The organism is Pseudarthrobacter cellobiosi (genome assembly GCF_023913815.1).
Lineage (GTDB): Bacteria > Actinomycetota > Actinomycetes > Actinomycetales > Micrococcaceae > Arthrobacter > Arthrobacter cellobiosi.
Window position 1 is genome coordinate 273,731 of sequence record NZ_JAMXBK010000025.1, and the last position, 22,909, is coordinate 296,639.

At 65.7% G+C, this 22,909-nt stretch carries 20 protein-coding genes; 10 read left to right on the forward strand and 10 right to left on the reverse strand.

The window, feature by feature from the left end; translation table 11 throughout:
* Positions 1–151 precede the first annotated feature (151 nt).
* Positions 152–1,750, reverse strand: coding sequence for an MFS transporter (locus NG701_RS13250; RefSeq protein ID WP_252568134.1), 1,599 nt, complete (start codon positions 1,748–1,750; stop codon positions 152–154).
* Positions 1,751–2,241: 491 nt separating this feature from the next.
* Between NG701_RS13250 and NG701_RS13255 the strand changes: the two genes are divergently transcribed.
* Entirely contained in the window at positions 2,242–2,451 is a 210-nt protein-coding gene (locus NG701_RS13255) for a hypothetical protein (protein WP_252568138.1), read from the forward strand.
* 71 nt (positions 2,452–2,522) lie between these two features.
* Entirely contained in the window at positions 2,523–2,783 is a 261-nt protein-coding gene (locus NG701_RS13260; protein WP_252568140.1) for a hypothetical protein, read from the forward strand.
* Between the two features lie 127 nt (positions 2,784–2,910).
* Here NG701_RS13260 and NG701_RS13265 read toward each other — a convergent pair whose 3' ends face one another.
* Positions 2,911–5,430: an ATP-dependent DNA ligase gene (locus NG701_RS13265; protein ID WP_252568143.1), complete on the reverse strand. Its 2,520-nt coding sequence runs from the start codon at positions 5,428–5,430 to the stop codon at positions 2,911–2,913.
* Between the two features lie 40 nt (positions 5,431–5,470).
* On the opposite strand from NG701_RS13265, the gene ku reads away from it, so the two are divergent.
* Positions 5,471–6,532: a non-homologous end joining protein Ku gene (ku, locus tag NG701_RS13270; RefSeq protein WP_252568146.1), complete on the forward strand. Its 1,062-nt coding sequence runs from the start codon at positions 5,471–5,473 to the stop codon at positions 6,530–6,532.
* Positions 6,533–6,574: 42 nt separating this feature from the next.
* Here the strand turns inward: ku and NG701_RS13275 are convergent, their stop codons facing one another.
* Complete coding sequence (locus NG701_RS13275) at positions 6,575–6,841, reverse strand: DUF7218 family protein (RefSeq protein ID WP_252568149.1); 267 nt, start codon at positions 6,839–6,841, stop codon at positions 6,575–6,577.
* A gap of 263 nt (positions 6,842–7,104) precedes the next feature.
* On the opposite strand from NG701_RS13275, the gene NG701_RS13280 reads away from it, so the two are divergent.
* Positions 7,105–7,950, forward strand: coding sequence for a class I SAM-dependent methyltransferase (locus tag NG701_RS13280; protein ID WP_252568152.1), 846 nt, complete (start codon positions 7,105–7,107; stop codon positions 7,948–7,950).
* Between the two features lie 236 nt (positions 7,951–8,186).
* Here NG701_RS13280 and NG701_RS13285 read toward each other — a convergent pair whose 3' ends face one another.
* The 5 genes from NG701_RS13285 to NG701_RS13305 all read right to left on the reverse strand — a co-directional run bounded on the left by NG701_RS13285 (position 8,187) and on the right by NG701_RS13305 (position 12,872).
* Complete coding sequence (locus NG701_RS13285) at positions 8,187–8,465, reverse strand: HPr family phosphocarrier protein (protein WP_252568154.1); 279 nt, start codon at positions 8,463–8,465, stop codon at positions 8,187–8,189.
* A gap of 69 nt (positions 8,466–8,534) precedes the next feature.
* Positions 8,535–10,571 (reverse strand): PTS fructose transporter subunit IIABC, encoded by a 2,037-nt coding sequence (locus tag NG701_RS13290; protein ID WP_252568156.1) that lies wholly within the window; start codon positions 10,569–10,571, stop codon positions 8,535–8,537.
* 2 nt (positions 10,572–10,573) lie between these two features.
* Complete coding sequence (locus tag NG701_RS13295; protein WP_252568158.1) at positions 10,574–11,599, reverse strand: 1-phosphofructokinase family hexose kinase; 1,026 nt, start codon at positions 11,597–11,599, stop codon at positions 10,574–10,576.
* The gene (locus NG701_RS13300) at positions 11,596–12,399 is read right to left on the reverse strand and encodes a DeoR/GlpR family DNA-binding transcription regulator (protein WP_252568160.1); all 804 of its coding nucleotides are present in this window, start codon (positions 12,397–12,399) and stop codon (positions 11,596–11,598) included. The genes NG701_RS13295 and NG701_RS13300 overlap by 4 nt, the downstream gene beginning before the upstream one ends.
* A gap of 215 nt (positions 12,400–12,614) precedes the next feature.
* A complete protein-coding gene (locus tag NG701_RS13305) occupies positions 12,615–12,872 on the reverse strand; it encodes a DUF6458 family protein (protein ID WP_056348963.1) in 258 nt (85 codons plus the stop codon).
* A 157-nt stretch (positions 12,873–13,029) separates the two neighbouring features.
* Here NG701_RS13305 and NG701_RS13310 point away from each other — a divergent pair, with 157 nt between their 5' ends.
* From NG701_RS13310 to NG701_RS13320, 3 genes are all read left to right on the forward strand, one after another.
* Complete coding sequence (locus tag NG701_RS13310; protein WP_252568163.1) at positions 13,030–13,647, forward strand: alpha/beta hydrolase; 618 nt, start codon at positions 13,030–13,032, stop codon at positions 13,645–13,647.
* A gap of 525 nt (positions 13,648–14,172) precedes the next feature.
* Positions 14,173–14,976, forward strand: coding sequence for an HAD family hydrolase (locus tag NG701_RS13315; protein ID WP_252568166.1), 804 nt, complete (start codon positions 14,173–14,175; stop codon positions 14,974–14,976).
* Positions 14,977–15,058: 82 nt separating this feature from the next.
* Positions 15,059–17,392: a glycoside hydrolase family 65 protein gene (locus NG701_RS13320; protein ID WP_252568169.1), complete on the forward strand. Its 2,334-nt coding sequence runs from the start codon at positions 15,059–15,061 to the stop codon at positions 17,390–17,392.
* Between the two features lie 75 nt (positions 17,393–17,467).
* Here the strand turns inward: NG701_RS13320 and NG701_RS13325 are convergent, their stop codons facing one another.
* A complete protein-coding gene (locus NG701_RS13325) occupies positions 17,468–18,805 on the reverse strand; it encodes an MFS transporter (protein WP_252568171.1) in 1,338 nt (445 codons plus the stop codon).
* 154 nt (positions 18,806–18,959) lie between these two features.
* Here NG701_RS13325 and NG701_RS13330 point away from each other — a divergent pair, with 154 nt between their 5' ends.
* Positions 18,960–19,763, forward strand: a complete 804-nt coding sequence (locus tag NG701_RS13330) for a hypothetical protein (RefSeq protein WP_252568173.1) — start codon at positions 18,960–18,962, stop codon at positions 19,761–19,763.
* The gene (locus NG701_RS13335) at positions 19,753–20,502 is read left to right on the forward strand and encodes a LamB/YcsF family protein (RefSeq protein ID WP_252568176.1); all 750 of its coding nucleotides are present in this window, start codon (positions 19,753–19,755) and stop codon (positions 20,500–20,502) included. Before NG701_RS13330 ends, NG701_RS13335 begins: the two co-directional genes overlap by 11 nt.
* 51 nt (positions 20,503–20,553) lie before the next feature.
* Here NG701_RS13335 and NG701_RS13340 read toward each other — a convergent pair whose 3' ends face one another.
* On the reverse strand, positions 20,554–21,903 hold the full coding sequence (locus NG701_RS13340) for a DUF445 domain-containing protein (RefSeq protein WP_252568179.1): 1,350 nt from the start codon (positions 21,901–21,903) through the stop codon (positions 20,554–20,556).
* Positions 21,904–21,953: 50 nt separating this feature from the next.
* Between NG701_RS13340 and NG701_RS13345 the strand changes: the two genes are divergently transcribed.
* Entirely contained in the window at positions 21,954–22,862 is a 909-nt protein-coding gene (locus tag NG701_RS13345) for a glycerophosphodiester phosphodiesterase (RefSeq protein WP_252568182.1), read from the forward strand.
* Positions 22,863–22,909 lie beyond the last annotated feature (47 nt).

Sequence of the window (22,909 nt, forward strand, 5' to 3'; positions counted from 1 at the left end):
GTGGGCGCGGCCGGGAGGCTAGCGCCGGGCACGGCTAAGGCCCGCCCTGCGTGCTTCCCCCAAGGAAAACGCGCGGGACGGGCCTTTGAGCGCGGGCTACAAGACGGCCCGGTCAGGCCGGTTTGTTGTTGCGGTGCTTAGACTGTGGTGCCTAGACTCCGGCCGGAACCTTAGTGGCCGCGGCATCGGTGACGTCCTGGGATTCGAACGGCATGTCGTCCAGGTCAATCAGCGGGTTCTCGTCCTGGGTGGCAACCAGTTCCCGCGCCTCTGCCTGCGTGTCCACGCTGGGCATGGAGCCGGGCAGCGGACGCTGGGCTGATTCCTTCAGGAAGTAGATGGCCACAGCTCCGATGGCTGAAGTCGCCATGAGGTAGTAGGCCGGCATCATGTCATCGCCGGTCGCCGTGATCAGCGCGGCAACGATGAACGGGGTGGTGCCTCCGAAGATCGCCACGGCGAAGTTGTAGGCGATGCCCATGGCGCCGTACCTGTTGGCTGTCGGGAACTGCGCGGGCAATGCAGAGGCGAGGTTCGCAACATAGAACGTCACCGGGAAGGCGATCAGCGAGAGGCCTGCCAGCGTTGACCAGACGTCGCCGACGCCGATCAGGAGGAACGCCGGGGTTGCCAGCACCACGGTGCTGATGGCGCCGATCCACAGCACGGGACGGCGGCCGATCCGGTCAGACAGCTTCCCGGTCAGGGGGATGCAGAGGCTCATGATGACCAGCACGGGGATGGTCAGCAGCGTTCCGTGGACGGGATCGTAGCCCTTGGACTCGGTGAGGTAAGTCGGCATGTAGGACGTCAAGGCGTAGCCGGCCGTGTTGGCTGCGGCGACAAGGATCATGGCCACGATGAGCGAGCGCCAGTAGGCCTTGACGATTCCGAAGGGACCCTTGGCGGCGTCCACGTCAGCTGCTGCGGCGTCCTGCCCGATGGTTTCCTGGGCATCCAAGGTGGCCTGGAACTGAGGGGATTCCTCGATCTTGTTCCGGAAGTAGATGGCGATGAGGCCCAGCGGGCCGGCAATGAGGAAGGGTATGCGCCAACCCCATTCCTCCATGGCTGTCTGGCCAAGGGTCAGCTGCAGGACAGAAACCAGCGCCGCACCCAGGGCAAAGCCAAGGTAGCTGCCCATGTCCAGGAAGCTTGCAAAGAATCCACGGCGCTTATCCGGGGCGTATTCGCTCACGAACGTGGTGGCGCCTGCGTATTCACCGCCGGTGGAGAAGCCCTGTACAAGCTTCAGGATTACCAGCAGCGCAGCGGCCCAGATGCCGATCTGGGCGTATCCGGGCAACAACCCGACGGCGAACGTACTGGCAGCCATAATCATCAGTGTTGCGGCGAGGACCTTTTGCCGCCCGATCTTGTCGCCGAGCCAGCCGAACACAACACCGCCGAGGGGACGGGCGATGAAGGTCGCAGCGAACGTTCCAAGCAGGAACAGCGTCTGGACGGACTTGTCGGCCTCGGGAAGGAAGACAGGTCCCATGGTGGTGATCAGGTAGCCGAATACGCCGACGTCGAACCACTCCATGGTGTTACCCACGATGGTTCCGCCGAGCGCTTTTTTCAGCATGGGCTGGTTTACAACGTTCACGTCGGACTCTTTGAGTCGGCGACGCGCAAGGATCTTCGGTTTACGCGCACTTGGTAGTGCGCTATTTGGTACTGCATCGTTGGGTCGGCTGGCGTTGTTCACGCCTGCTGAAGAGTCGGTCGTGCTTCGGTCTGTGGGCATTTGGGCGACTCCTATGGAGGTCATTTGCTTGCGACTTGTAGCTGCCCCGCTCTGGGCAGGCTTTCAATTTTACGCGGATTCCATGGCAAATGAGAGTTTTATACCGTAAAGTGCCTTCCTTAGAGAGGGTTTCCACCGGTTTTCAGGGATTTCTTTTGGCTGCTCTCGCCCCGTCATCATTGGGATTCTGGCGGTTCGGGCCCATCGCTATGGAATCTTTTTGTTCACGACCCCTTTTTTGCGCCATTTTTCCCCTGAGTCGCGCGGAAAAGTGACAGCCGCCACGGCCGTTCGGGCACCAGTTCCGGCCGCCACCCGGCCCCATGTACAGGCCGGAAACCGGGGGTTCACAACCGAGCCTGAAACTGCCTATTGTTGATTCATGGGAACACTGATTTTTGAGTAGGCGGACGCCTGCGGCCTGGTACCACCGGCCCCGTCCATGCTGATCTCGTCAGACACACTGATTCTCCTCAGAAAGGTTCCACCAAATGACTGAAAACACTCCCAGCCAGCCCGAATCCGCGCAGGACGATGCCGAAGCCAAGGGCATCCGGGCCGGGCTGACCGAAGCGCAGCGGGCCATGCTGGCCAGCAAATCCAGGGGCGGCGACTCCGGGCTGCAGAGCGTCGGCAAGAACCACAAGCCCACCCATGTCAGCGGCAAGCAGGGCCCGGCAGAGAAGAAGGTCCGCTGGTAAATCCAGCGCCAGGACAGCACGCCAGACCTACTATTGGTAACCACTTCATTTCATTGCGGAAGGAAGAAAAAATGGCTGAAAAACATGCTGGAACAAAGATCGAACCGGAGGTCGCGGACCATCTCGCGGCAGCCATGGACACCCCGTCCATGCCGGACCCGGCCACCATTGCGGTGACTGCGGCGATGGCCGGCGAACGCCACTGGCCGGACGGCAACGGCAAGCGCCGGCACGCCAAAGAGCGGGATGCAGGCCACGGCCGCGTGGGCCAGGAAGCTGCAGTGACGGCCGTGCACCGTACCGGCCGGCCGCAGATGCCGCACTCGTCCTAGAAACACCCCCGCTGACGACGCGCATCTGATCTGACGACACACAAAAGGCCTGGCGACACCCGAATTCGGGTGTCGCCAGGCCTTTTGCGTGTCCCAGGAAAATTTGCGCGTCGCCAACGCAGCGTCGCTACCCCTCCGGCACCACTTCGTCAGCGCTTTTGTCTAGCCGCCAGCCCCGCCACACCGGATGCCTGAGCTTCCCGCTGCCCGTCCATTCCCCGAAAGTCACCTCACCGACCAGCCGTGGCGTCACCCAGTGCGCGTCCGAGGCATCCTCGCGGGGAACATCGTCGAACGGTGACGTCTTGCGCGCCAGATCGTCTACTTTCTGGCGTAGTTCCTGCAGTTCGCGCATGCTGAACCCGCTGCCCACCCGGCCCACATACCGCAGCCTGTTGCCGTCGGGGATGCCCACCAGCAGCGAACCTACCGAACTCTGCCGCCCGCCTTTGCCCGGCCGCCAACCGCCAACCACCACTTCCTGGGTCTGCTCCAGCTTGATCTTGATCCACGTCCGGGTCCGTTGCCCGCTGACGTAGCGGCTGTCGGTCCGTTTGGCCATCACACCCTCGAGCCCCAGCTCCTGCGCGCTCTCCAGGATGTGCTCGACCCTCTCGTCCAGGACGGCGGACAGTTCCACGGGACACTCCGACGGGCGATGGAACTCCTCCAGCCGCTGCCGACGCTTCGCGAAAGGCAGCCGGCGAAGGTCCTCGCCGCCGTCGGACAGGAGGTCAAAAAGCATTAGCCGGACAGGGATTGCTGCTCGGGCCTTGGCGACGTCGGCGGGCCGGGTCAGTTTCATGCGTCCCTGGAGTAGCCCGAAATCGGGTCTGCCGGAAGGCCCGACGGCGATAATCTCACCGTCGGCGACGAACGGCCCCGCCGGCCAGCAGGTCCGGTCCGTCAGCTCGGGGTAGGTTGCGCTGACGTCAATTCCGTTGCGGCTGAAGACACGGACCCTCTCTTCGTCCGCGACCAACAGGGCACGTACGCCGTCCCACTTCAGCTCAAGCTGCCAGTCGCTGCCGTGAAGGTCGGCGGCGGTCCCGGACGTTGCCATCATGGGACTGAAATCTTCAGCGCGCAGTGGGGAAGGCGCGGCCGCGGCCGGGGAAACGTCCGCGGCAGGCTCAGTCCCGGAAGCGTCCGCCGCCGAAGTCTCCGCCGAATTATCCGCCGCGTCCTCCGCCGGAGCCCGCCGCGGATGAAAAGTGTGGTGGTCCTTGTCCATCAGGTGGATGAGCCATTGCCCTTCGGCGTCCCTGCCCTGCCCCCGACCGGTGTGGATGAGGGCGAACTTCTTGGTTCCGCCCAGGCCGCCGCCCTCGGCGCCGGTCAGCGTGGCGATGACCTCCCGGCCGTTGATCCATTTCTCCAGTTCATACGTGCCGTGGTCCCAGATAGTGACTTCGCCGGCGCCGTACTGGCCTCTGGGAATGGTGCCCTCAAACGTGGCGTAGTCCAAGGGGTGGTCCTCGGTCTGGACCGCCAGGTGGTTCTTTTCGCCGGATTCCGGGACGCCCTTCGGCAGGGCCCACGACACCAGCACACCCTCGTGCTCCAGCCGGAAGTCGAAGTGGAGCCTGCTCGCGTGGTGCTCCTGGATCACGAAAGTATCCCCATTTCCGGAGGCGCCGGAGAACGGCTCAGGCGTCGCATCAGGGTCCCGCATCGACCGGTACCGCTCCAGTCGGGCGTGCGCGCCGCCGTCGTCCGTATTCGCACTGGGGTTCCCGGCGTCCCCAGCGTGCCCGGCACCGCTGCCGACGGCGGCGAACGGGTCCTTGCCCGCCTTGACCCGGCGCAGCACGGCTTTGTAGTCGAGCTGCTCGAGCTTGGGAGACCCGATCTCCTGCCAGGTCCGCGGGGCGGCCACTGTGGGCGTGAGGCGGCCGCGCAGGGAGTACGGCACGATGGTGGTCTTTGCGGCGCTGTTCTGGCTCCAGTCCACCAGCACCTTGCCCGTGCGCAGCGTCTTTTTCATGTCGCTCACGGCGAGATCCGGGTGGTCCGCTTCCAGCGCGCGGGCCAGTTCGTGCGCAAAGTCCGAGATCTGGTCGGAGGTCTGCGTTCCGTCAAGGCCCGCGTAGAGGTGGATGCCCTTGCTGCCACTGGTCACCGGCACCGGTTCCAGGCCCACGTCCTGCAGGATGGCGCGTGCCAGCCTGGCAACCTCGGCGCATTCCTCCAGCCCGGCACCATCCCCGGGATCGAGGTCCAGGACCAGACGGTCCGGGTTCAGCTGCTTGCCGTGGGAGTCCACCTGCCACTGGGGGACATGGATTTCCAGCGAATTGATCTGGCCGAACCAGGTGAGCGTGGCGGGATCGTTCACCATCGGGTAGTAGATGGTCCGGTCCTTGTGCGTGATGGCGGCGCGGGGGAGCCAGCCCGGCGCTGAATCCTCCAGGTTCTTCTGGAAAAACACCTCGCCGGGATGCCCGGCGGTGCCCACCCCGTTGACCCACCGCTTGCGGGTGGCGGGCCGGTTGGCCGCGGCGGGAATCAGCACATGGGCCACGGCGGCGTAATAGGCCAGGACATCGGCCTTGGTGGTGCCGGTCTCCGGGTAGATGATCTTGTCCAAGTTGGTGAGGGTCAGTTCCCGCCCCGCGACCCGGACGCGCTCTTTAGGGCCGGCCATGGGTCTTCACCTCCGGACCCGAGTGATGTTCACTTGAGGGATGAGAGCCATCTGGAAAGGTGCCATCGCGTTCGGCCTGGTCAACGTGCCCGTGAAGGTCTACAGCGCCACCGAGGACCACGACATCAGCCTCCACCAGGTCCACAATGCCGATGGCGGCCGGATCCGGTACCAGCGCCGCTGTGAGGTGTGCAGCAAGATCATCGACTATTCGGACATCGACAAGGCGTTCGAGGACGACGGCCGGACGGTGGTCCTGTCCAAGGACGAGCTCAAATCCATCCCGGCGGAGAACAGCCACGAGATCGAGGTGGTCCAGTTTGTTCCGTCGGAGCAGCTGGAACCCATGATGTTCGAGAAGAGCTATTACCTCGAGCCGGATTCCAAGTCGCCCAAGGCCTACGTCCTGCTGCGCCGGGCGCTCGAGGATACGGACCGGGTGGCCATCGTCCAGTTCGCCCTGCGCGAGAAGACACGGCTGGGGGCGCTGCGCATCAAGGACGAGGTGCTGGTGCTGCAGTCCCTGCTGTGGCCCGACGAGGTCCGGGACGCCAGCTTCCCTGCGCTGGACACGTCCATCCGGATTTCCGCCCAGGAACGCGAAATGTCCGCTGCCCTCGTGGAGTCCATGGCCGCGGATTTCGAACCCGAGCACTTCACCGATGACTACCAGGCGCAGCTCCGGAAGCTCATCGAGGCCAAGCTGGAGAAGGGCGATTCGCTCGATACCGACGAAACGTTCGGCGCGGAAGCGGGTGGGGGCGGCAACGGCGAGGTCATCGACCTGATGGAGGCGCTGAAGCGCAGCCTGGAGCGGAAGCGCGGCGGCGGGAAGCCTGCCGCCTCTGAGGATGCGGACGCTGAGGACGCGGACGACGCCGGCACAGGAGAAAGTGCCGACAGTTCCGGCGGGAAGGCTCCCGCCAAAGCCGGTGCCAAGACTGCGGGGACGAGGACGACGAGAACCCAGACGGCTGCGGCGAAGTCCTCCGGAACCAAAACCGCCGCCACATCCGCCGCCAGTAAGTCCACGGCGACCAAATCCACGGCTGCGAAGCCTGCGGCGAAGGCCGCTACCACGCGGGCGCGAAAGGGCGCTTGAGATGGTCCGCGAAGACTCTTTGTTGGTGGGGATGGCCGCCGCCTAGGAGTTCCGCAGGGCGGAGATAAGCTCGCTCTTTTTCTTCGCGGAGTAGCCGGTAAGGCCTATTTCCTTGGCTTTGGCCTTAAGCTGCGGGACGGTCCAATCGTCGTAGTCGCCGGCTTTCCCGCCCTTGCGTCCCACCGCGGAACGGCCCTTCTTGGCTGCCGCGTTCGAGATGCGGGCGGCCTTCTGCTTGGACGCGCCGTCCTCGCGCAGTTCCTCGTAGAGTTCAGGATCTTTCAGGCTCGGGTTCTTTTTGCCGGGCATGTAGTCCTCCTTCAACCGGGACCAGGCAATCCTGGACGCCGTAGCACCGTATTCGCTGGTCAGGCTTCCACGCTAATTCCGGGCCTCTGGAAACACAAGGAAACACTAAGTTTGCTTGCTTTCGCGTCGGGCCCCTACCTCCAGGCGCTTTACAGCCCGCGCCGCTGCGGCCACAATGGGTCGCATTACAGCCCTGTGCAACAGCAAGCTGTCACTCGAAGCCTGTCAAAGGGAAAAGCCTGTCAAAGGAGAGGGGCGCCACCATGAATGACAAAGCGGACGTAGACGAGGCAGACCGGGCACTGAAGCAAAAGCACCGGGCCATGTGGGCCTCGGGGGACTACCCGGCACTGGCCAGTGAGCTGGTGCAGGATCTCGGGGCCATTCTGGTTGATGCCTGCGGAATCAAGCCGAAGCAGCACGTTTTGGACGTGGCTGCCGGTGCCGGCAACGCGGCCATCCCTGCGGCCATGATGGGTGCCCATGTGGTGGCCAGCGACCTCACCCCGGAGTTGTTCGACGCCGGCCGCCGGCAGGCTGCCGATCGCGGCGTCGGGCTTGAATGGGTGGAAGCAGACGCCGAGTCGCTGCCGTTCGAGGACGGTTCATTTGACGTGGTCACGTCCTGCCTGGGCGTGATGTTCGCTCCGCACCATCAGGCGGGAGCGGACGAAATTGTGCGGGTGTGCAAACCCGGCGGCACCATCGGCCTGCTCAGCTGGACGCCCGAAGGCTTCATCGGAAGGATGTTTGCCACCATGAAGCCGTTCGCGCCGCCGCCTCCGCCCGGAGCCCAGCCGCCGCCGCTGTGGGGGAGCGAGGACCACGTGCGGGAACTCTTCGGCGACAGGATCACCGATGTCCAGGCGAAGAAACGTTCGCTGGCGATCCGCAGTTTCCACCAGCCGGAGGACTTCCTGCGGTACTTCAAATCCCACTACGGTCCTACCATCTCGGTCTACAAGTTCATCGGCGATGACCAGGACAAGGCCCAAGCCCTGGACAAAGCGCTCACCGAACTGGCCGATTCCTTTGGCGAGGCCCACGGTGATGCCGTATGGCAAATGGAATGGGAATATCTGCTGTTGACCGCCAAGGAGGCCCGGTAGTGCCCGGGAACCTCGTGGCCACATCCATCATCACCATTGATGCTGCGGCGGAGCGCGTCTGGGAGGTCATCACCTAAGCAGTCCAAGTAAGTAGCGCTAACTGTCGTTATGAGCCTTCAAAACGACAGTTAGCGCTACTTACTTGAGTAGGGCAGACGCTTAAGAACCGGCGGCCGCCGTCGTACCTTCCCCAAGAGAGGGGACAGGCGCGACGGCGGCCGCTGGCGTCAAGCTGTTTACTCGGCGTCGTGATCCGTTTCCAGGATCTGGACCAGACGCGCCAGGGCGTCATCCGAGCCGGTACCTTCGGCGCGGAGCACCACAACGTCGCCGTGGGAGGCACCCAGGCTCATGAGGGACAGGATGCTCGCGGCGTCCATTGCCTCATCGGCCGGCTCGCCTTGGCGGGCGATGGTGATGTCCAGGTCGAACTCGCCGGCGGCCTCGGCAAAGATGGCGGCGGGGCGGGCGTGCAGGCCCACGCGGCTGGCGACGGTTGCGGTGCGTTCTGACATTGTTGCTCCTTTTGTCTCTCGGCTGCCTGTTGGTTCAGCGCCGTGGATCGGTAGTGGGTAAGGCCGGGGTCAGACCGTTACGGGAACGGACTCCACGGTAGCAGCGGGCCTGGCGGCCGCCCAGCGCTTGAGGGCAATGACAGCCAGCGCGCTGACCACGGTTCCGGCGAGGATGGCGACGACGAACATCACCAGGTTGCCGATGGCGAAGAATACGAAGATACCGCCGTGGGGTGCCTGCGAGGTGACGCCGGTGGCCATGCAGAGTGCGCCGGTGAGGGCGCCACCCACCATGCTGGCGGGGATGACGCGCAGCGGATCGGCAGCGGCGAACGGGATGGCGCCTTCAGAGATGAAGGATGCGCCCAGCAGCCAGGCTGCCTTGCCGTTTTCGCGCTCAGCCAGGCTGAAGAGCTTCTTGTCCAGGACGGTGGCCAGGGCCATCGCCAGCGGCGGAACCATTCCCGCAGCCATAACCGTCGCCATGATCTGCCACGGTGCCTGGTTGGTGGCGCTGCCGGCGCTCAGGCCGGCAACAGCGAACGCGTACGCAACCTTGTTGACCGGGCCGCCGAGGTCAAAGCACATCATGAGGCCAAGGATGATTCCGAGGACGACGGCGGACGCGCCGGTCATGCCCGACAGCCAGGAGTTCAGTGCGGTGGTGAGGCCGGCGATGGGGCCGCCGAGGACCAGGAACATCAGGCCGGAGGCAAAGATTGAAGCCAGCAGCGGAATGATCACCACGGGCATCAGGCCACGCAGCCAGCGCGGTACCTGCCAGGTCCCGATCAGGTGGGCCATGTAGCCCGCCAGCAGGCCGCCGACGATGCCGCCGAGGAAGCCCGCACCCATAAAGCCTGCGACGGCGCCGGCAACAAAACCCGGTGCAATGCCGGGCCGATCAGCGATCGCGTACGCGATATAACCGGCCAGTGCGGGAACCAGGAAGCCCATGGACAGGGCGCCGATCTTGAACATGACCGCACCGAGGTAGATGGCCAGGCCGCCCTCAGGTAGGTTGCCGAAGTTGTTCTCCACCACCACCTTGTCAGCGACGGCCGTGATGTCGTAGCCGCCGAGCAGGAAGCCCAGGGCAATCAGCAGACCGCCGCCGGCCACAAACGGAATCATGTAGCTGACACCGGTGAGCAGTGCCTTCTTCAGCTTCTGGCCGATGTGCTCACCCTTTTCGGTGGCCTCGTTCTCAGCCTGTTCCTCCGCCCCGAAGTGGGGGACGCGGCGCGCATTCGGATTGTCAGCTGCGGCGAGAGCTTCCTGGACCATCTTGGCGGGCTCGTCGATGCCGCGCTTGACGGGTGCGTTGATAACGGGCTTGCCGGCGAAGCGCTCCTTACCGCGGACATCCACGTCCACCGCGAAAATCACGGCGTCGGCAGCGGCAATGACGGCGGGGTCAAGCGGCTTGGCGCCCGAGGAGCCCTGGGTCTCCACCTGCAGGTCCACGCCCATTTCCTGGGCGGCGGCAACCAGCGAGTCGGCGGCCATGTAGGTGTGGGCGATGCCGGTGGGGCATGCGGTCACGGCCACGAGGCGCTTGGGCCGGGCTCCTCCGGCGGCGGTGGTTGAGCCAGTCGAAACCGCAGCAGCGGGCGCCGCCTCGGCAGGCACAGCCGCCGCGTGGGATGCCGGCTTGTCCGCCAGAGCACCGTCCACCAGTTCCACGATTTCCTCGCGGGAGGATGCATTACGCAACGCTGCCGTGAAGTCCTTTTTGATCAGGGACCGGGCCAGCTTGGACAGCAGCTTCAGGTGCTCCTGGTCCGCGCCCTCGGGGGCGGCGATGAAGAAGACCAGATCCGCCGGGCCGTCCTTGGCGCCGAAGTCCACCTTGGGGTTGAGTCGGGCCATGGCCAGCGTGGGTTCGACGACCGCAGCAGAGCGGCAGTGCGGGATGGCAATGCCGCCGGGGATGCCGGTGGCGGTCTTCTGCTCGCGGGCGAAGGCATCGGCGAAGAGGCCTTCAACTTCTGACGCGCGGCCGGTGGCAGCTACTTTGCTGGCCAGGTGCCGGATCACGTCCTCGGGCGAGGTGCCCAGGTTCTGGTCGAGCTCGACCAGTTCGGTGGTAATGAGCTGAGTCACTGTCAATCCTTTCGAAGGGCCGTGATGGTTACGGCGTCCGGGGTGGTTTGGTGGACTGCCGGGACAGTGGAACCCGGCAGGGAGGCGGCGGCGGCACCGTGTGCCACCGCCTGACGGAGGCAATCGGCCGGGGCGGCGCCCCGGCCGTGGGCGAGCAGATAGCCGGCCAGCGATGAATCGCCCGCGCCGACAGTACTGACCGCGGCGACCGGCGGATGCGTGGCCAGCCACGCGCCGTCGGCCGTTACCAGGACAGCTCCCTTGGATCCGAGAGTTGCCAGCACAGCACCCACACCTGAACGCACGACGGCGGCGGCGGCTGCTGCGGCAGCCTCCGGATCCGCTTCAAGTTCGTCTGCGGTGGACGCCGTGGCGAAGCCGGCTGCTGCAGCCAGTTCCGCCAGTTCCTCGGCGTTGGGTTTGAGGAGGTCCGGTTTCCCGGACACACCGTCCGGTGAAGTGCCATGCTGTACCGTGCCGTCCGGCGAGGGGCCGGAGACGGCAGCGACGAGCGGGCCGCCGGAGGAGTCGACGGCGATCAGCGGGCCGCCGCCGTCGGCTGCCGCCCGCAACCGCCGGGTGACGGTGGCGTAGAAGTCGGCCGGGAAGCCGGGAGGCAGGGAACCGGCCAGGACCACCCAGCTGGCGCCGCGGGCGCATTCCAGGAGCAGCTTGATGAGGGCTTCCTGCTGGTCCTCGCTCAGCAGGGGACCGGGCTCGTTGATCTTGGTGGTCACGCCGCCCGGCTCGGTGAGTGCCACGTTGGTGCGCAGCGGTTCGTCGATGGGAAGGGCCGCGAACGGCACGCCATCGTGGAGCAGCCCGGCGAGGACGGGATCACTCCCGGCGCCCGGGAGTACCGCGATGGTTTCCAGGCCGGAGGCAACCAGGGCGCGGGAGACGTTGACGCCCTTGCCGCCGGACTCCTGGCTGACCGAGACGGCGCGCTGGACTTCGCCGCGTTCCAGGGGTCCGGGCAGGGCCACCGTGCGGTCCAGGCTGGGGTTCGCCGTGAAGGTGACGATCACGCGACCACCACGTCGACGCCGGCCTCGGTCAGGGCTGCCGCCAGTTCGGGGCTGGGCTCGCTGTCTGTAATCAAGGTGTCCAGATCTTTCAGGGAGGCGAACTGGACCAGGGTTTCTGCGTCCAGCTTGGAGGAATCGGCCAGCACCACGATGCGGCGTGCCGAATGGACGAAGGCTGCCTTGACGGCGGCTTCTTCAGGATCGGGCGTGCTGAGGCCAAAGGTGGGGTGGATGCCATTGGTGCCGATGAAGGCGATGTCCGGGCGCATCCGCTGCGCGGCCTCCACGGTTGACTGCCCCACGGCGGCCTGCGTGAGGCCGCGCACCCGGCCGCCCAGGATCTGGAGGGCGATTCCGGGAGCGCTGGACAGTTTGGCTGCGATGGGAACGGCGTGGGTGATGACCACCAGTTCGGCTCCAGTTCCGCCGGCGGAAGGCTCGACGGCGGCGCGGCGGGAAAGGAGGTCGGCCAACGCTTCGGTGGTGGAACCGGCGTCGAGCAGGATGCTGCCGGACGCGGCTTGGGGGATGAGGGCCAGGGCAGCCTGCGCGATGCGCATCTTCTGGTCCGGGCGCTGGATGGTCCGTTCGTTGATGCTTTCCTCGGTGGTGCTGAAGCGGTCGGCCGCAACTGCTCCGCCGTGGACCCGCCGCAGGGTGCCGGTGGTTTCGAGGGTGGCGAGGTCGCGCCGGACGGTTTCGGTGGTGATGCGGAAGCGCTCCGCCAGCATGGTCACGCTGACCCGGCCCGTGCCGGCGACTAGCTCGGCAATCTTCTGCTGGCGCTCCTCGGCGAACACGTACCCTCCATTGCGTAAAGTGCTGAATCCCAGCGGCTGTGAAGTCCAGTGACTGGCATCACATGATGTTGAATTACTTGACTTTATCTGTGTCCATGTTGGTTTGTCAACGAAAGCCACAAAAGCACAGAAAGCCGGACCGGGCCTTCGCTCGGAAACGGAAAAGCCGGGCCGGGCCTGTGTGGTCCGGCCCGGCGTCCGGGTGGTCTTGGGGCCTAGATGCCGCCGTCGCGGCTTTCGTTGCGGGTGATGCGCTCGCCGGTGTTGGGATCAACCACCGAACGGGTTTCGCTGACGCGGCGGCTGCGGCCCGGTGAGGCCAGGATGAGGGAGGCGATCAGCCCGATCACACCAACGGCCATCAGGATGTAGCCCACCATGACCTGGTCTATGAAGGGGATCAGTCCCGGGGCGACGGCCCAGGCCAGGATGGCGCCGAGTGCAATAAGGAAGATGGAGGAACCGATTCTCATGACTTGCTCCTTGTTGTTCGAGTACAAGTGGTGCCGAACTTGATAAGCATGCTGTAGTACGCTCACGCTACAGCCCGGCGGGGCGCGATTCAATCACTGGGCGGGCCTCGGGTGGGCGTCGTGCCTGCTCAGTGGCGCCACTGGCTAGGCTGATCTAATGGAGACAGTTGTTTGGTCCAAGCCGGAGGCTGAACGGGACGGCACGCCGCTGCTTGTCCTGATGCATGGCTATGGCACCGATGAGTCGCGGATGGTGCGGCTGTTCGAATACCTGCCGGCCGAGTTCACTTGTGTTGCGCTGCGGGCCCCCGTGGTTATCGGCGACCACTACGGCTGGTTCCTGCTGGACTACTTCCTGGCCAACGATTTCGCGGATGTCATCGCTGCCACCAATACCGTCCAGGCGTGGATTAACTCTGTCAGGGGCCAGCACGTCAGCGTGAGTCTGTTGGGTTACTCGCAGGGAATGGCCATGGCCAGCACGCTGCTCCGGCTCCATCCCTCGGATTACAAGGCCACGGTTGGGCTTTCCGGTTTTGTGCTGGAGAACGAGCTGCTGTCCCTGACCGAATCCTTCACAGCCCCGCCGCCCTTCTTCTGGGGGCGGGACAAGGCGGACCTGGTGATCAATGAGGACGCCACGGCCTACACCGGACAATGGCTGAACGAAAACACCCGGCTGACCGCCAGGACGTATCCGGGCATGGGCCACGCCATGAGCAAGACGGAGATGGTGGACGTCAGCGCCTTCCTACGCCACTACGTGCTCGGCTGAACTGCGTAATCGGTTCAAGCGCGTCGGTTGAACCCTGTGCCCGGCCGGGCGTGTGCCCCGCATCGCAATATGAGAAAAAACAGTTGCGCGCGAAATTTGTAAGCGCTTACACTCGTCGGTGGCCCACTCTTTGCGGGCCGTTGAAACCATCGGAAAGGGCAGCCGGACAGATGCCATGTGCCAGGCCTCCATCCAGGCCTCCTGCCCGCTCTGCGCCGCGGTGCCTGCTCCGCCAAGTTGTCAGGCCGTGCCAAGGCGCTCATGATGGAAGAAGACGTTAACAGCAGCCCATCGGCCCGCCGTGGTTTTACCGTGGCCCTAGCCGCCCCTGTTGACCCGGCGGCATCGTGGCCGCCCTCTCCGCTCCTGCTTGGACCCCTACTTGCTGCCCGCCGCTTTTCTGCCAGCTCTTCCACGTTCCGCCTGCTTGCACAGCCCCACTTACATAGCCCCATTACTTACCTCCCTGTGACAACCCGCCCGTGACATCCCGCCTGTTGCCCGCCGTCTGAAAGGACACCGCGCATGACTGACGTTCTGAAAACCCAAAGCACCAGCTGGACCACTGCCTCCGCCATCCTGTTCGACCTCGACGGCGTGCTGACCCCCACGGCCACTGTTCACGAACAGGCGTGGAAGGAACTCTTTGAGGGCTTCCTGAAGTCCCGTCCGGATGTTCCCGGCTACCGCGAGGACGACTACTTCGATCACATCGACGGCAAGCCCAGGTTCGACGGCGTCCGGGACTTCCTGGCGTCCCGCGGCATCGTGCTGCCAGAAGGCGCGCCAAGTGACGGCAATGCCGGTCAAGATTCCACCGAGGACGCCGGGCAGGACGCCACCCAGCAGGACGGCACGCAGCAGGACCCCGCCAACGCCACCGTCCAGGGACTGGGCAACCGGAAGAACAAGGTTTTCAACGAAATCGTCAGCGCTGGCGTCCAGCCGTTTGAGGGCTCGGTGCGCTTCCTGGAAGCCGCCGTGGACCGCGGACTCAAGGTCGCCGTCGTATCCTCATCCCGGAACGCACCGGCTGTCCTGAAGGCCGCCGGCCTGAACGGGTACTTCGAAATAGTGGTTGACGGTGTGGTTGCCGCGGCCGAAGGCCTGCCCGGCAAACCGAGCCCCGCCACGTACCAGTACGCCGCGGAACTGCTGGGGCTGCCCAGCGAAGAATGCGTGGTGGTTGAGGACGCCGTCTCGGGTGTCCAGGCCGGACACGCGGGGCAGTTCCACTCGGTGATCGGCGTGGACCGCGGCGCCGGCCGGCAGACCCTGATCGACGCCGGAGCCACAAGCGTGGTCAACGACCTCGACGAACTGCTCTAACAGCCATCGCCGCCTGACGCTCCCCCGGCCTCAGGCACGAAGCACTTCCCCGCAACGCACAACGCCAAAGGACCCCAACACCATGGCTCTTATCACCGCGGACCGTGAACGGTTCCCCAACACCCCCTGGCAGCTTGTGGAAACACAGCACCAGCCGGGCAGCGCGGGCACCCTTGAGACGCTCTTTGCCCTGGGCAACGGCCATCTGGGTATCCGCGGTGCGCACTGGGCGGCCTCGGACGCAGACCTTCCGGGCAGCTTCATCAACGGCCTCCATGAGATCTGGGACATCAAGCATGCGGAGAACGCGTTCGGCTTCGCCCGGACCGGACAGCGGATCATCTACATCCCGGATGCGAACAACTTCACGGTGATCATCGACGGCGAGAGCCTGACCCTCGCCGAATCAGCCGTGCTGGACTTCCGCCGCTCCGTCGACTTCGCCACCGGCATCTACGAATGCCGGATCACGTGGCTGTGCCGGTCCGGCGCCACGGTGACCACCACAGAACGCCGCGCCGTGGGCTTCGCCTCACGCGGCAGCCTGGGCATCTCGCTCGAAGTCGCCGCGGACCGCGAGGTTTCCGCCGACGTGACGTCCTCCGTTATCAACCGCCAGGACCAGCCTGTGGAGGACCACTCGGCGCACGACCCGCGCCGGGCAGGCCGGCACGCAGGCCGGGTTCTCCTGCCGGTAAGGACCGACGGCGGCGACGGCTCGCTCCGTCTCTCCTGGGAAGCGGCGGAATCCGGGCAGCGCGTGGGAATCGCCGTGGACCACTGGACTTCCGCCGGCCACCAGCCCTTTGAGACCGTTGCAGGCGAAGACGACAGCAGCGTCCGGTACGTCCTTGCCGTCCGCGCCGACGAGCCGTTCCGGCTCGAAAAGAGCGTCAGCTATGCCGCCGGCCGCGGCGTCCAGGACTCGGACCGGGACGCGGCGGAGGCCGCCGAAGCCGGGCTCCGGTCTGTGGAGGACATCTTCACCGAGAGCCGCGAGCATTACCGCGCGTACTGGGATACCTCGGACATCGTGGTGGGTGGCCAGCCCGAGCTCCAGCAGGCCATCCGGTGGAACCTGTTCCAGCTGGCCCAGGCCACCGCGCGGGCGGACATCGCCGGCATCCCCGCAAAGGGGGTCACCGGATCGGGTTACGAGGGGCACTACTTCTGGGACCAGGAGGTCTACCTCCTGCCCTACCTCACCTACACGAACCCCGACGGTGCCCGCCAGGTCCTGGAGTTCCGGCACGACATGCTGCCGGCCGCCAAGATCCGGGCCAAGGAGCTCAGCGTGGACGGGGCACTGTTCCCGTGGCGCACCATCAATGGGTTGGAAGCCAGCGCCTATTACGCTGCCGGCACGGCGCAGTTCCATATCGCAGCCGCCATCGCCTTTGCCACCAACCGCTACCTGTGGGCCAGCGGCGACGCAACCTTCCGCGAGGGCATGGGCGCTGAACTCCTGATCGAAACCGCCCGCATGTGGAGCTCCCTGGGCTTCTTCGGCAAGGACGGCCTCTTCCACATCCACGGCGTCACCGGACCGGACGAGTACACGGCGGTTGTCAACGACAACCTCTACACCAACGTGATGGCCCGGTTTAACCTGCGCGCCGCCGCAGCGCTGGACCATCCGGAGATCGACGACGCGGAACGCGAGCTGTGGGAGCAGGCCGCAACGCGCATGCAACTGCCCTTCGACGACGACCTGCAGGTCTACTCGCAGGACAACGACTTCATGACCCTGGAATCGTGGGACTGGACCACTCCCAGGTCGAAGTACCCGCTGCTCCTGAACTTCCACCCGCTGGTGATCTACCGGCACCAGGTGCTGAAGCAGGCAGACACAGTGCTGGCCATGTTCCTGCAGTGGCAGGATTTCTCCGCCGAGGAGAAGCGCCGCGCGTTCGATTTTTACGACCCCATCACCACCGGCGATTCCACCCTGTCCGCCTGCGTGCAGGGGATCATGGCTGCCGAGGTGGGGCACCCTGAGGCCGCCCTGGAGCACTTCACGAACGCCGTTTTCATCGACCTGGACGACACCCATGGCAACACGATCGACGGCGTGCACATCGCCTCCGCCGGGGGAGTATGGAGCTCGCTGGTCTCCGGTTTTGCCGGGCTTCGGGACCAGGGCCAGCTGCCGTTCTTCGATCCGCGGCTTCCGTCCGAGTGGGAGGCGCTGTCCTTCCACCTGAAGATCCAGGGCCGGCTCCTGCTGGTGGAGCTTGACGCCCGGGCACTCACGCTCAGCGTCCGCAGCGGCGGACCGCTCGACGTGGATGTCCGCGGCGAGGTTCACAGCATTGGTGAAGAAGCGGTCCGGGTTGCCCTGGATCCCTTTGAAATTCCGGAACGTACTGTCTTCCCCAGCGGGCCCCCGACGGCGAGCCTCCCCATTGTGAGGTGAGGCGCCTGTGAGGTGAGGCTCCCGCCTGGGGTGACGCGCCTGACGTGACTGCGCCGTCTCTGGTGACGGGGTGCGTCAGTTTCCTGCCGCCGTCGTGCGTTCCACTTCAACTTGCCTGTCCAGAGGGTGGGCCAGTTCGTCGGCGGGCATCCGGGCGGCGATCATGGCGATCACCGCCAGGACCGGGCAGACGACGCCGGCGGCAAGGAAAATTGCCCAGATGGGGAAGACCTCGGATGCCGGTCCGGCAAGTGCCATGGAGATGGGCATCAGCGCGAGGGACACAAAGAAGTCGAGGCTGGAGACGCGTCCCAGCAGGTGGCTGGGCACGCGTCGTTGCAGCAGCGTGCCCCAGATGACCATGCCCACGCTGCCGGTGGCGCCCCAGACGAACATTGCGGCGGCCACGGTCCAGAAGCTGTCCAGAATGCCGACGGCGGCCAGTGGCAGGCTGCCCGCACCCCAGGACACCATCATCACCGTGAGGTAGCGGCGCGGCAGTTTCAGGGACGCGGTGATCAGCGAGCCGACGGCCCCGCCCACGCCCATCACGGCCAGCAGGAAGCCGAACATGCTCGAATCGCCGCCGAGTTGGTCGCGGACCACAAACGGCATCAGCACTTCGATGGGGCCGATCAGGAAGAGCACCGAGACGCAGGCCCACAGCAAGGTCCACAGCAGCCACGGCGTGAGGATGGTGTAGCTGATGCCCTCGCGGAGGTCGTGGAAGAAGGACGTTTTCGCGGCGCCCGTTGTCTCGGCGCCTCCGCGGTCAGCCCGGCCGTGAGCCCCGCCGTCGGCCCCGTTCGCTGGCGCCTCCAGGGCATGGCGCCCCAGGAAATTCAGGACGATGAACGCCAGGAGGTGGCAGGTGGCCACTCCGGTCACGGCGTGCGACGGCGAGAGCGCCGCCACCACCACGCCCGCGACGGCGGGTCCGGCCGCCTGCTGGAGGATGGGCCGCATGGTCCCCTCCATGCCGTTCGCGGCCAGCAGGTCTTCGGGCGGCAGGATGCGCGGCAGGATCGCGGAGTAGGCGGGGAAGAAGAACGCGGCGCCTACGCCCAGGACGAAGCTGCCCACGGCGAGATGCCACAGCTGCAGCCAGCCGGCCATGGCGAGCCCGCTGATCGCCGCGATAACGGCGAGGTTGGCACCTTCAACGGCAATGATGAGGAGCCGCTGCGGCACGCGGTCCGCGGCGATACCGCCCGCGAGGACAAACGCCACCAGGCCGATGCTGCCGGCAGTGGCCACCAGGGACAGTTCCAGCGGGCCGCCGCCGAGGTGGATCACCTGGTAGACCATGGCGACAGCCCACATTCCCGATCCGAAAATGGAGATGGCCAGCGCCGCTATGAGGACCCGGTACTCGCGGTGCGCAAAGGGCCGCAGGGCTTGGAGCGTGGGCATAGGGCAAGTCTAGGCTCGGCTGGTTTTTGGCGGAACTCCACGGCGTGGGTCGGTTGGGGCCGGGACCGCTTATTCTTAAGCACCCTTAGTGTTAAGGCAGGGCCGCAGCCAAAAACTGCCGGCGGACAGAAGCAGTACCGAAGCAGAGGTGACCATGGCCAAGCGCAGCAATCCCGCAGTACGTATCGCACAGGAGACCGCCCACAACGCGGTATTCGACGCCGACGGCAGGCCGAAACCCGGAGTCCACAACATGCTCCTCAGGGCAGTCGAAATCCAGCGGCCGCTGGTGCTCGCCTACGTCCGGCGGCTGCAACGCAAACACCCGCACGCCAGCGCCGCCAGGCTCGCGGAGATCCTCGAACGCGACTACCTTCGGGCGGTGACCGGCGGCGGTGCGATCGTCGGGGCAACTGCCGTCGTACCCGGCGTCGGAACCGTGGCCTCCCTGGGCCTCTCCGCTGCGGCGACCGTTGGTTTCCTCGAAGCCACGGCACTTTATGCCACCTCGCTGGCGGAACTTCATGGCATCCGGCTGACCAACCCGGAGAAGGCCAGCACCATGGTCATGGCCATCATGCTGGGCGAGGAGGGGACTTCACTGCTGGGAACGCTGAGCGGCCAGGCCATGGGCAAGGGAGCCAGCGCCACCCAGGCATGGGGCAACGTGCTGACCAAGTCCATGCCGTCGGGCTTCGGTGCCATCCGGAACAAGATCCAGAAGGCCTTCCTCAAGAACCTGCTCAAACGCCAGGGCACTGCGCTGCTTGGCCGGGCGCTTCCGTTCGGCATCGGCGCGGTGGTGGGCGGTGCCGGTAACCTCATAATGGGCCGCGCCGTGGTGGCGAACGCCAAGGAAGCCTTTGGCCCCATGCCGGACACCATCCCGGGGGAGCTCAAGGCCGTGGCGGCGGAACCGGAAAAACTTACTCTGGAAGGCAACAACCTTGGATCTTAACGCTGACCTCGGCGAATCGTTCGGCTCGTGGAACATGGGGGACGACGCCGCCATGTTCCGGCTGGTGACCAGCGCGAACGTGGCATGCGGCTTCCACGCTGGGGATCCCGTCACCATGCTGGACAGCTGCCGCGCCGCCTTCGAACTTGACGTGACCGTTGGTGCGCACGTGGGGTACCGGGACCTGGCCGGCTTCGGCCGCCGGTCGCTGGACATGTCCTTCGACGAGCTCTTCGGCGACGTCCTCTACCAGCTGGGCGCGCTCGACGGCGTGGCGCACGCTGTCGGTGCCTCCGTTGACTACGTCAAACCCCACGGCGCCCTCTACAACCGCCTCGTCCACGACGCCGAGCAGGCGTCCGCCGTGGTTGCCGCCATCCAGGCCTACGACCCCGGCCTGCCGATCCTTGGACTGCCGGGCTCGCAGCTGCTGATCCAGGCCAAAGAAGCCGGCCACCCCGTCTTTGTGGAGGCCTTTGTGGACCGCGCCTACCAGGCGGACGGGACCTTGGTGCCGCGTTCCCAGCCGGGTGCTGTCCTGCACGACGTCGGCTCGATCGTTCAGCGCGCCGTGCGCCTCGCGACGAAGGGCGAAGTTGTGGCCGTGGACGGAACGGTGGTTCAGGTCAGGCCAGACTCCCTGTGCATCCATGGCGACACCCCCGGGGCTGTGGAGATGGCCGCCGGTGTTCGTGCCGGGCTCGAAGCGGCCGGCGTGCAGCTCGAGTCATTCGCGTAGCCGCCAGCACCTAACGGCGCGAGACGGGAAGGGCGAGACGGGAAGGCGCGGCTAACCGAAGACCAGGTGCGCCGCGCTGAAGATGACCAGCCCGGCCAGGGAGCCCACCACGGTGCCGTTGATCCGGATGAACTGCAGGTCCTTGCCCACCTGGAGTTCGATCTTCTGCGACGTTTCCTCGGCATCCCAGCGGGCCACAGTATCGGTGATCACTGCGGCGATGTCGGAGCGGTAGGTCCGCACCAGGTAACCGGCGGCGTCGCCGATCCAGGCGTTGACCTTGCCGGCCAGCTCGGCGTCGTTCACCAGGCGTGAGCCGAAATCGCGCACGGCCGCCTTGAACCGAACCGTCAGTTCACTCTCCGGATCGTCCACCGCAGACAACAGGGCGCCCTTCACGGTTCCCCAAGTGCGGGAGGCTAATTCGCGGACCTCTGGATCTCCCAGAACCTGTGCCTTGATGTCCTCGGCCCGGGCGATCATCGCGGGATCGTGCTGAAGGTCCTGCGCGAGGTCGTTCAGGTATTTGTCGATCTGCTGCCGGACCTGGTGGTTCGGATCGGACTGGACGGCGCGCGTGAACTTGAGGATCTCCACGTACACCTTGTCGCCCACGAGCCCGTCCACAAACTGCGGAACCCAGGTGGGGGAGCGGTCCGAGACCAGCCGGCTGACGGTTTCGTGGTTGTCGTCCACCCAGTCCGCGGCGCGGTCCACCAGCAGGTCCACCAGCTTGTGGTGGTGCCCGTCGGCAAAAATCCGTTCCGCCATCCTGCCCACCGGCGGTCCCCACGGCGGAGCCAGCAGGTGCTTACGCACCATTCCCTCGATGACAGCCTGGACGTCGTCGTCGTTCAACACCTTGAACGCACCGCGGATGACGGCGGCACCCTCCTTCGCCACGCGCTCGGCGCCGCCCGGCCCGGCGAGCCACTGGCCGGCCTTCCGGGCGACGTTCACGCTGGCCAGCTTGTCCTGAACCACCTGCTCGGACAGGAAGTTGGTCTCCACAAACTCACCCAGCGACGCCCCGATCTGGTCCTTGCGGCGCGGGATAATGGCGGTGTGCGGGATCTTGATGCCCATGGGGTACTTGAACAGCGCGGTCACGGCGAACCAGTCGGCCAGTGCGCCCACCATGCCGCCTTCGGCCGCGGCGCGGACGTACTGCAGCCACGGATGCTCCTTCTGCAGCGCGAACGCGAACACAAAAATGATGGCCATGGCAATGAGGAGTCCCAGTGCCACAAGCTTCATTTTCCGCAGCGCTGCCGCCTTTTCGGCGTCCCCGGCGCTGAGTTGATGACCGACGACGGCGGCCCTCGCCTGGGGGGACAGCGGCGCGGGACCTGCGGGCCCGGGCGCGGACTGGCGGGTAGTTGGCTCAGAGTTCACCTGCATGTGCCCAGCCTAGCCCCGCGCCGCCGGGCCGCGTCCGCTAGCGTGTCCTCATGACATTCGAGGAGCATGAGCCGGAACGGCCGCTGGTGTTTGCCCACCGGGGCGCCAGTGCGGCATTTGCCGAACACACGCGCGCCGCTTACCTCCAGGCCATTGCCGACGGCGCGGACGGGGTGGAGTGCGACGTCCACTTGACGCGGGACCAGCACGCCGTGCTGCTCCATGACGCCAACCTGGACCGGACCTCGGACGGAACCGGACCTGTCGCTGACCGAACACTGGCGGAGTTGCGGCTGCTGGACTTCTCGTCCTGGAAAGGCGCCCGGATCCCGGAGGAATACGGCGCAAAGTCAGAGCAGCTCCTCACGCTCCCTCAACTCCTGGACATCCTGCGCGGCGCTGGCCGGCCGATCGGCCTGGCAATCGAGCTCAAGCACCCCAGTCCTTACCAGCTGAAACTGGAAGACCGTGTGCTGGCCGTGCTCCGGGGCGAAGGCTGGGACGCCGGAACTTCCTCGGTGGACAACATCCAGGTGACGTTCATGAGCTTCAGCCCGGATTCCGTAAAGCACCTGCTCCGGAGTGTGCCGGCCGAATTCATCTGCCAACTGGTGGACGACATCGACGTCGACGAACTCCGCGACGAACTGAGCCTCGGCCCCCTGGCTGGCGGCGCCATCGCCAACTTGATGAAGGCGGCGCAGCTGGAAGGCGAACGCATCCTCGACGAGTGCGACGTGGGACTCGCGGGGCCGGGAATCATGTACGTCCGCGAGCACGCCCGGACCGTACAGCGCTGGCTGGAGTCCGGCCGCCGCTTCCGCGTGTGGACCGTTGATTCAGAGCGGGATGTGGCGCTCTGCCAAGGGCTGGGAATCCACGAGATCACCACGAATAAACCGGCCAGGGTATTGGCGCAGCTGCAATCGAGCGGGCAACAGGTCCAGCTGCCGTCCTGAGCCGCTGCTGTTTAGCCGCTGCTGTTTAGCCCCCGGGGCGGCGCTGT

Excerpts from the sequence above, each read along its gene's own strand:
- NG701_RS13250 (WP_252568134.1), bottom strand. The coding sequence starts at position 1,750 with ATGCCCACAGACCGAAGCACGACCGACTCTTCAGCAGGCGTGAACAAC.
- NG701_RS13255 (WP_252568138.1), top strand. The coding sequence starts at position 2,242 with ATGACTGAAAACACTCCCAGCCAGCCCGAATCCGCGCAGGACGATGCC.
- NG701_RS13260 (WP_252568140.1), top strand. The coding sequence starts at position 2,523 with ATGGCTGAAAAACATGCTGGAACAAAGATCGAACCGGAGGTCGCGGAC.
- NG701_RS13265 (WP_252568143.1), bottom strand. The coding sequence starts at position 5,430 with ATGGCCGGCCCTAAAGAGCGCGTCCGGGTCGCGGGGCGGGAACTGACC.
- ku (WP_252568146.1), top strand. The coding sequence starts at position 5,471 with ATGAGAGCCATCTGGAAAGGTGCCATCGCGTTCGGCCTGGTCAACGTG.
- NG701_RS13275 (WP_252568149.1), bottom strand. The coding sequence starts at position 6,841 with ATGCCCGGCAAAAAGAACCCGAGCCTGAAAGATCCTGAACTCTACGAG.
- NG701_RS13280 (WP_252568152.1), top strand. The coding sequence starts at position 7,105 with ATGAATGACAAAGCGGACGTAGACGAGGCAGACCGGGCACTGAAGCAA.
- NG701_RS13285 (WP_252568154.1), bottom strand. The coding sequence starts at position 8,465 with ATGTCAGAACGCACCGCAACCGTCGCCAGCCGCGTGGGCCTGCACGCC.
- NG701_RS13305 (WP_056348963.1), bottom strand. The coding sequence starts at position 12,872 with ATGAGAATCGGTTCCTCCATCTTCCTTATTGCACTCGGCGCCATCCTG.
- NG701_RS13310 (WP_252568163.1), top strand. The coding sequence starts at position 13,030 with ATGGAGACAGTTGTTTGGTCCAAGCCGGAGGCTGAACGGGACGGCACG.
- NG701_RS13315 (WP_252568166.1), top strand. The coding sequence starts at position 14,173 with ATGACTGACGTTCTGAAAACCCAAAGCACCAGCTGGACCACTGCCTCC.
- NG701_RS13320 (WP_252568169.1), top strand. The coding sequence starts at position 15,059 with ATGGCTCTTATCACCGCGGACCGTGAACGGTTCCCCAACACCCCCTGG.
- NG701_RS13325 (WP_252568171.1), bottom strand. The coding sequence starts at position 18,805 with ATGCCCACGCTCCAAGCCCTGCGGCCCTTTGCGCACCGCGAGTACCGG.
- NG701_RS13330 (WP_252568173.1), top strand. The coding sequence starts at position 18,960 with ATGGCCAAGCGCAGCAATCCCGCAGTACGTATCGCACAGGAGACCGCC.
- NG701_RS13340 (WP_252568179.1), bottom strand. The coding sequence starts at position 21,903 with ATGCAGGTGAACTCTGAGCCAACTACCCGCCAGTCCGCGCCCGGGCCC.
- NG701_RS13345 (WP_252568182.1), top strand. The coding sequence starts at position 21,954 with ATGACATTCGAGGAGCATGAGCCGGAACGGCCGCTGGTGTTTGCCCAC.